Source organism: Thiolapillus sp., assembly GCF_048562965.1.
In the GTDB taxonomy this organism is placed as follows: Bacteria; Pseudomonadota; Gammaproteobacteria; order Chromatiales; family Chromatiaceae; genus Thiolapillus; species Thiolapillus brandeum_A.
Genome location: NZ_JBHNMF010000141.1, coordinates 1 through 7338, shown reverse-complemented (window position 1 = coordinate 7338; position 7338 = coordinate 1). Strand labels below are relative to the sequence as shown.

At 54.4% G+C, this 7338-nt stretch carries 8 protein-coding genes; 2 read left to right on the top strand and 6 right to left on the bottom strand.

Going from position 1 to position 7338, the window contains the following annotated elements:
• A partial coding sequence (locus ACOCD2_RS09255; protein ID WP_293646761.1) for a hypothetical protein occupies positions 1-461 on the top strand: 461 nt, incomplete at its 5' end.
• Positions 462-584: 123 nt separating this feature from the next.
• On the opposite strand, the gene ACOCD2_RS09250 is transcribed toward ACOCD2_RS09255, so the two are convergent.
• The 3 genes from ACOCD2_RS09250 to ACOCD2_RS09240 form a co-directional block, all read right to left on the bottom strand.
• Positions 585-1277 carry a Crp/Fnr family transcriptional regulator gene (locus ACOCD2_RS09250; RefSeq protein WP_293652497.1) on the bottom strand — a complete coding sequence of 231 codons (693 nt, stop codon included), beginning with the start codon at positions 1275-1277 and terminating at the stop codon, positions 585-587.
• A 240-nt stretch (positions 1278-1517) separates the two neighbouring features.
• Positions 1518-1871 carry a sulfur globule family protein gene (locus ACOCD2_RS09245; RefSeq protein WP_293646757.1) on the bottom strand — a complete coding sequence of 118 codons (354 nt, stop codon included), beginning with the start codon at positions 1869-1871 and terminating at the stop codon, positions 1518-1520.
• A gap of 235 nt (positions 1872-2106) precedes the next feature.
• The gene (locus ACOCD2_RS09240; protein ID WP_293646755.1) at positions 2107-2847 is read right to left on the bottom strand and encodes a VacJ family lipoprotein; all 741 of its coding nucleotides are present in this window, start codon (positions 2845-2847) and stop codon (positions 2107-2109) included.
• A gap of 147 nt (positions 2848-2994) precedes the next feature.
• Here ACOCD2_RS09240 and rnt point away from each other — a divergent pair, with 147 nt between their 5' ends.
• Entirely contained in the window at positions 2995-3672 is a 678-nt protein-coding gene (gene rnt, locus ACOCD2_RS09235; RefSeq protein WP_293646753.1) for a ribonuclease T, read from the top strand.
• Here rnt and ACOCD2_RS09230 read toward each other — a convergent pair.
• The 3 genes from ACOCD2_RS09230 to rhlE all read right to left on the bottom strand — a co-directional run bounded on the left by ACOCD2_RS09230 (position 3587) and on the right by rhlE (position 7019).
• The gene (locus tag ACOCD2_RS09230; RefSeq protein WP_293646751.1) at positions 3587-4945 is read right to left on the bottom strand and encodes an MATE family efflux transporter; all 1359 of its coding nucleotides are present in this window, start codon (positions 4943-4945) and stop codon (positions 3587-3589) included. The two genes, rnt and ACOCD2_RS09230, sit on opposite strands and share 86 nt — an antisense overlap.
• A gap of 68 nt (positions 4946-5013) precedes the next feature.
• Positions 5014-5358 (bottom strand): Grx4 family monothiol glutaredoxin, encoded by a 345-nt coding sequence (grxD, locus tag ACOCD2_RS09225; RefSeq protein ID WP_293646749.1) that lies wholly within the window; start codon positions 5356-5358, stop codon positions 5014-5016.
• 266 nt (positions 5359-5624) lie between these two features.
• A complete protein-coding gene (rhlE, locus tag ACOCD2_RS09220; protein ID WP_293646747.1) occupies positions 5625-7019 on the bottom strand; it encodes an ATP-dependent RNA helicase RhlE in 1395 nt (464 codons plus the stop codon).
• Positions 7020-7338 lie beyond the last annotated feature (319 nt).

Here is a 7338-nt window from a genome sequence, read left to right as displayed (position 1 = left end):
ATCGAAAATATGATGGTTCAGAGCGTTTCGAATACAATTATTATTCGGGTTCAATTACACCTTATGCTTATGGCGAATATTCTCATTTGATAACAGGCATCCATCTTCCGCAAGGAGCAAATATTTCCCGGCTAACCTGTTATTACAGCGATAACTCTGAGATAGAAGATATTCAATCTATAACTGCCTCTCTCACTTCCCGGGGCTTTCTTGCGAGCAATCGCACCACACTCGGATCCATTTCCGCCACAACATCCGGAAACAATCCCAATATTATTCAAAATGCAGATATCAGTGTGTTCGGGCAAGGAGACCCTATAGACAACCGGCATTTTATGTATTTGCTGGAAATGGAACTTGCCCTAACAGAAAACACTTCTGGAGAGAATTTTTCTCGGTACTCAAATATTAAGTTTTATGGATGCAGGATCGACTATGAACTGAAAGAGGTGGCACCCTGACAAATGGCATGAAGACAACCCGCTATGCCGATTGACCACGTTTAACGCACTTCAGGAGATGAGCCGCCAGTCAATCACGCTGCAATTACCAGCAGCGGCACTGCGCTTGTCTGCCTGAACTACTCAACAGCCTCCTCCCCGCTGCAATTTCTCCAGATCCAGCACGGTGACCATGCGCCGGGAAACAGAGATCGCCTGCTCCCGCTCCAGCGCATGAATGACGCGGGAAAAGGTTTCCGGTGTGAGATTCAGCAGGGAGGCGGTATTGGCCTTGGTATCAGGGAGCTCCACGGACAGATCCGAATCACCGATCTGGCGCTTGTGCTCGATCTCCCGCAGCAGGTATCCGACAACCCGCTCTCTGGACGTAAGCAGGCAAAATGCTTCCATATCGGCAAACATGGTGCACAGGCGTTTTGCCATATTCCCCAGCATGAGATCCGCTGCATTGCGGTCGGCACTCACCACTTTGTGGAAAGCGGTGGAAGAAACATGCAACAGACGGCTGTCCAGCAACGCTTGAGAATAATAGGGCCAGACACTGTCAGCAAGCACCACGGATTCACCAAAACTCTGATGGCGATGCACAATCTCGACGACCTTTTCCGTACCGCGGGAAGAAATGAAAGCCAGCTTGATCTTGCCATCCAGAACAAAATAAAAGCCCTGTGCTGTATCGCCTTTCTGGAACAGGCGCTCTCCCTTACCTGCCACAATCTCCCTGGAACCCTTGGAAAGCATATACAGCAGATCCGGCTCAAGGTTCTCAAAGATAGGCATACGGTTGAGTACACCAGATATTGCAAACGCATCCATCACACTCGCCTGGAATACAAGGTTGAAGACAAATAGCTTTTGCCTTGCCCGACCCGGAAAAATGCAACTCTTCAGGCAGAACTTACCGCAGGCTTGATTGTTGTTATTATTTTTTCTTTTTTACGCTAAAAAACAATATCTTGCATTGACATTTCGCAACCGGACAATACCCTGCCCGACAACAGTAAAAAAAGGGGCGCAACTTTCGCTGCCCCCCCTTTTTTCATACATATGCTTGGCTTACTTCGCCGGTTGTGCCGGTGCCTGTGGCTGAGCCGGTGCAGCAGGCGCTACCGGAGGTGCACCATAGGTTGCATATCCATAGGGCGCATAACCGTAGGGAGGATAGCCATAGGGGCCATAGTAATCATAGTAACGGTTATAACCGTAACCACGTCCATAACCGGAACCACGGGCGTTACCGCTGAATCCAAAGCTGAAATCACCGGAACCGTCACCCCAGCCATCCCATGCATCGTCCCAAGCGTTGTTGTGCCAGCCGCGATCTCCCCACGGACCACCCCACCAGGCGGAAGCAGAAGCGGAAGCGGCTACCAGCGCGGCAATCGCAGCAACTTTGATAAGTTTTTTCATGATCATCTCTCCAATTGAATGAAACACAGTTCTGGAAGCTTGCGAATCATCATGAGAATTCCGGCAAAGCTTCCGTTTCGGGAACCGCTGGTCAAGTCATGAAATCAATGTTTTCTCAATCAGTGATTCCTTTTGAAAGCACTAAATGTACCGCTTGACTTTCTATTTTTAGTATTTGCTTTTTTTCTAATACAGTCAATTGATATTTACAATAATCAAAAGCTAAATCATAGGTTTACTCAACAAAAAAATCATCGTCTTCATCCTGTGGCATCTTGCCGTCAACAACCAGACTTTCCCTTCGCTGCATATAGGAGTCCCGCACAAAACTGTAAGGATCCAGTGCAGCAGACTGCAGAATACGGCTCGCCTTCAACAAATCAGCCCTTCTATCCACGTATCGAATTCCATACAAAGTCCAGCTTATTGTTGCACTCTCTATCTGAGTATAGATCGGATTTACGACCCAGTCTCCGGCAAAACCCACGGCGTCTCTCGCACTGCTTGGACCGATGACCGGCAACACCAGATAGGGACCGCTGGAGAACCCCCATTTACCCAGGGTCTGGCCGAAATCTTCCTCGTGCTTTTCCAGTCCCATGTTACTGGCCACGTCCAGGAATCCAAGAATACCCAGGGTGCTGTTTATGCCAAATCGGCCGATATCCGATAGCGCTGCACCAAACTTGGCCTGCAACAGGTTGTTCAGGCCGATCTGCACATCTTCCAGGTTGGCAAAAAAGCGGGTAATGCCCCGGTCTACAGGTGCCGGCATGATGGTCTGGTATCCGCGGGCCAAGGGCCGCGCCACGTATTCATCCAGCTTTTCATTGAAGCTGTACATGGACCGGTTGAACGGCTCCCAGGGATCCGGGTTGTCTGCCACAGAGCTTGCACAGCCGCTGCCCAGCAGAACGGTGGCCAACAGCCCTGCGCGGTAAAACGAACCTGTTGTCAGAATTGATTGTCGTTTCATTTGTCTTCCTGGGGCCAGATCCATCTGGACTCGAAATTTGCGAGAGGGTCGAAAATTGTAGCAGCAAACCCTGCTTTCAGGGGGAGCAAAATCCCATATCCTGTATTGTTGTCGCCAAAACCGAAGTCTTGCTTTATGCTTTCAACAATGGAAAAAGATCCACTCATACCTACTATCGACCGCCGGTTCCGCGGTTTTCTTCCCGTGGTGGTTGACGTGGAAACCGCGGGTTTCAACGCTAAAACCGATGCATTGCTTGAAATTGCTGCAATTGTCATCGACATGGATGAACAGGGATTTGTGCACCCCGGCATGACGGTTGACTGCCATGTGGAGCCTTTCGAAGGTGCCAACCTGGATCCCAAGGCTCTCGATTTCACCGGCATCGACCCCCACCACCCCTTTCGCTTCGCCAAGCCGGAAAAAGATGCACTGGAGGCCGTCTTCAAACCCATACGCCAGGCAGTGACAATGCATAACTGCAAGCGCGCCATTCTTGTTGGCCACAATGCCTTCTTCGACCTGGGCTTCATCAATGCCGCCGTGGAACGGACCGGCATCAAACGCAACCCTTTTCACCCTTTCAGCACTTTCGATACGGTTTCACTGGCAGGACTGGCCTACGGTCAGACAGTGCTGGCAAAGGCAGTGGCAGCTGCGGGCATCGAATGGGACGGCAAGGAAGCCCATTCCGCTTTGTACGACACGCAGAAAACCGCAGAGCTGTTCTGCGCGGTGGTCAATCGCTGGCAGGAACTGACCCTGCTGGCAGGCGATGCGTCAGGCGCAGAAAACGCCATACCAGCCAGATCGCCGACAGGGTAAGGCCCGCAACCAGCCCCATCCACAATCCCTGGGGGCCGATATGCCGCGAAAACCCCAGGTACCAGGACAGGGGCAACCCCCAGAGCCAGTACACGACGAGCGTTATCATCATCGGGTAGAACGTGTCCTTCATGCCCCGCAGGGCACCATTGGCACTGATCTGTATGCCGTCCGACAGCTGGAAGATGGCCGCCATCAGCAACAGCTTGACCGCCAGCTCACGCACCGCAACATCCCCCGTGTAGACAGAAACGATCTCCTCGGGAAAAAGGAACAGCACACTGGCGGTCAGGGTCATGCAGCTGGCCGCAAAGCCGATGCCCACCAGACCCCGAAAACGCACCAGCCGGGCCCGCCCCTCACCGATGGCATGCCCTACCCGCACGGTGGTGGCCGAGCTGATACCCAGAGGAATCATGAATGCCATGGCGGCCACATTCAGGGCCACCTGGTGGGCAGCCACTTCTGTCACGCCCAGTCTGCCCATGAGCAGGGCCACTGCGGCAAACATGCCGACTTCCGCCACCAGGGAAACGGCAATGGGCGCTCCCACACGCAGCATTTCCCGGGTCTTGCGCCAATCCCGCGGTTCAGCAGCAGTGATCCAGATGAACCGGTAACGCTTGTGGCGCAGGATATACCCCAGCAGCAGAAACAGCTGCAGCCACATCACCAGGGCAGTCGCCCAGCCAGCCCCCTCGGCGCCCATGGCCGGCACACCCAGCTTGCCGAACATGAATACCCAGTTGGCCAGAACGTTGGCCAGCAGGGCCACCAGCTGTATGAGCATCATGGGCTTGGTGTAACCGATGCCTTCGCTGAGAAAGCGCAATGCCAGATAACCGATAATTGCCGGCAAGCCAAAGGAAACCGCCCTGACATAACTGGCAGCCACGGCCGCAATACCCGCGTCGAGCTTCACAAAGACCAGCCCCCAGGCCATGAGAAAAATGCTGCCCACGGCCAGCACGGAAAGCACCAGCACCACCCGCCCCATCTGTTCCATGAGGTCGCGAATGGCTGCAAACCGTGCCGCACCGAAATAATGAGAGGTCATGCTGGAGATAGCCATCAGCAGTCCCACACAGAACAGGTAGGGAAGGATCCACAGATTGACCCCTACCGCGATCGCGCCCAGATCGAGAGGGCCGAGGCGCCCCGCCATCACCGTATCCGTAAAACCCATGGCCACCTGTGCCACCTGCGCAAGCACGATGGGACCTGCCAGCCTGGCATTGAGACGGACCTCCTTTTTTATGGCACGGTAGTTCAAGTTTCTCTTGCCGAAAAAATAGAAAAGGCGGGAAAACCCGCCTTTTCGTTTTCATATCGGGGAGGCTGTCAGCCGTTCTGTTCCTCTTCCTGCGGCCATTTCTTTGCGGCTTCCTGAAGCATTTTCTTCAGTTCGCCACTAGCGTGAAGCTCCAGGGTAATATCGCATCCACCCACCAGCTCGCCATCCACATACACCTGCGGGAAGGTTGGCCAGTCTGCAAATTTGGGCAGATTCTCGAAAATCTCGGGGTCCGCCAGGATATTCACATAGGCAAATTTCTCACCACAGTCCTGCAATGCCGCGGCGGCACGGGAGGAAAAGCCACACTGGGGAAACTGGGGTGTTCCTTTCATGTAGATGATGATGGGATTGTTCTCCACCTGCTCTTTGATTCTTTCTAATGGATCCATGGTACTGTTCTCACTTGAAATTATTGATGCGTGGTTTCACGTTTTCAAGGGCATTCTACCCCGCATATCCGGAACAACCAAGCAGGTTTGTTGCTACCCCAGGACCACGTCATCTAAGTTCCTAAGTCATTGATAAGGCGGGGCGGTGTCTGATCGGAAAACCTCGGAGGCAGGGATGCCGATGCGGAGCCTACATGGATGTATTTACGGCGTTTTTCCGATCATACACCACCCCAGCCAAGATTTAGATGCCGGGATCCTGGTTGCTACCCTCTTCCGCCCAGCAACACGGCTCTTTCACCACCCCTTCCGGAACCTGTGCGATTGCGGTTCTGCTGTCCACCTGCATTGGGCTTTTTCGCCGGTTTGCGCGGCCCCTGGTTCCCATTGGCAGAAGATTTGCCCCGGGCGGAAGCGGATTTCTTTGCTGATCCACGGCGACGGTTCTGTCCCTGATTTCGGGACTGACCTCCCCCTCTGGTATTCCTGCCTTTCTGTATGGGCTCTGCCTTGATACTGGGATCAGGCTCGTAACCTTCGAGCACGACGCTGGGAATGTCCTTTTTCAGCAGGCGCTCGATATCTTTCAGCAACTTGTGCTCGTCCACACAAACCAGGGACACGGCTTCGCCTTCGTTACCCGCGCGGCCGGTGCGGCCGATGCGGTGCACATAGTCTTCAGGCACGTTGGGCAGCTCGAAATTCACCACGTGAGGCAACTGGCTGATATCCAGCCCACGGGCAGCAATATCCGTTGCGACCAACACCCGCACTTCACCGTTCTTGAAACCGGCCAGTGCCTTGGTGCGCGCACCCTGACTCTTGTTGCCGTGGATGGCCGCAGCGCTCAGACCGTCTTTCTCAAGTTGCTGGGCAAGGCGGTTGGCACCATGCTTGGTGCGAGTGAACACCAGCACCTGGCGCCAGTCGCGTGACCCGATCATATGGCTCAGCAGTTCGCGCTTGCGACGCTTGTCCACCGGATGCACAACCTGCTCGATACGGTCTGCCGTGGTGTTACGCTGGGCAACTTCGAGCAGCTCTGGCTGGTTGAGCAGGCGATGTGCCAGTTTCTTGATCTCCCTGGAAAAGGTCGCCGAGAACAACAGATTCTGACGCTTGCCGTTTTCCGGCAGCAATGCCAGCACCTTGCGGATATCATGGATGAAACCCATGTCCAGCATGCGGTCGGCTTCGTCCAGCACCAGAAATTCCACTTTGGACAGATCCACGGTTTTCTGGCTGACGTGATCGAGCAAGCGGCCAGGCGTGGCTACCAGTACGTCAACACCGCGGCGCAGTTTGTCGATCTGGGGATTGATCTTCACGCCCCCGAACACCACGGCAGAGCGCAGGTGCAGATGACGGCCATAGGTTTCCACGCTGGCGCCAACCTGGGCAGCGAGTTCGCGTGTGGGCGTGATGACCAGTGCCCGCACCGGGCGCCGGCCCTTGGGCAAGGACGTCTCACTGAGACGCTGCAGCAGCGGCAAAGTGAAGCCCGCGGTTTTACCGGTGCCCGTCTGGGCGCCGGCCATCACATCTTTTCCCTGAAGAATCACGGGAATCGCTTTCTTCTGGATGGGAGTGGGTTCTGTGTATCCCTGATCGCTGATCGCGCGCAGGAGTTCGGCTCTCAGGCCGAGGGTATCAAATGACATTGGAAATATTGCTCCAGTCTTGCCCTCCCTGACACTTCTGTGACGGGAGCCGGTTCGGGCTGGATAAGGGTTCTTTCAAAGCGGATTATTGCTCAAGAATTTCCTGGCGATTCCGAAGAACCGCAATGGACGCCAACCGGAAAGGCATCCGAGAAGCTGGCAGTATATCAGAAGCTGCTGATATATACTGCTGTTTCTTTCATTCAAACAGGGACGCACATGCCTATCCACACACTCTGGGTCGATGCTGACGCCTGCCCGGTCGTCATCAAGGAGATCCTCTACCGTGCAGCCGGGCGGCTGGAGATACCGCTGGTAC

Coding starts and splice junctions, on each gene's coding strand:
- grxD (WP_293646749.1), bottom strand. CDS start 5,358: ATGGATCCATTAGAAAGAATCAAAGAGCAGGTGGAGAACAATCCCATC.
- ACOCD2_RS09250 (WP_293652497.1), bottom strand. CDS start 1,277: ATGGATGCGTTTGCAATATCTGGTGTACTCAACCGTATGCCTATCTTT.
- ACOCD2_RS09240 (WP_293646755.1), bottom strand. CDS start 2,847: ATGAAACGACAATCAATTCTGACAACAGGTTCGTTTTACCGCGCAGGG.
- rnt (WP_293646753.1), top strand. CDS start 2,995: ATGGAAAAAGATCCACTCATACCTACTATCGACCGCCGGTTCCGCGGT.
- rhlE (WP_293646747.1), bottom strand. CDS start 7,019: ATGTCATTTGATACCCTCGGCCTGAGAGCCGAACTCCTGCGCGCGATC.
- ACOCD2_RS09245 (WP_293646757.1), bottom strand. CDS start 1,871: ATGAAAAAACTTATCAAAGTTGCTGCGATTGCCGCGCTGGTAGCCGCT.